This is a genomic window from Halomonas marinisediminis (assembly GCF_004347715.1).
Taxonomy (GTDB): domain Bacteria; phylum Pseudomonadota; class Gammaproteobacteria; order Pseudomonadales; family Halomonadaceae; genus Halomonas; species Halomonas icarae.
The window spans coordinates 1-235 of sequence record NZ_SLTR01000669.1 but is presented as its reverse complement, the minus strand read 5'-3'; the positions used below and the strand labels follow the sequence as shown (position 1 = coordinate 235).

Below are 235 nucleotides of genomic sequence, written 5' to 3'. Positions count from 1 at the left end.
CAAGCGACACAAAAAGACGTAGACGCCGCCGTCAAAGCTGCCCGCGCCGCGCAAGGGGCTTGGGCCGCGATGGGTGGCTCTGGCCGTGCGACATATCTCTATGCCATCGCGCGCCTTTTGCAAAAGCACAGCCGCCTATTTGCAGTTCTCGAAACACTCGACAACGGCAAGCCGATCCGCGAGAGCCGCGACATCGATATTCCGCTGGTGCAGCGTCATTTCTACCATCACGCAG

Annotated in this window: 1 protein-coding gene; it reads left to right on the top strand. The window is 60.0% G+C overall.

Going from position 1 to position 235, the window contains the following annotated elements:
- The coding region (locus E0702_RS18185; RefSeq protein WP_132045882.1) for an aldehyde dehydrogenase family protein at nt 1-235 on the top strand (235 nt) is incomplete at both ends.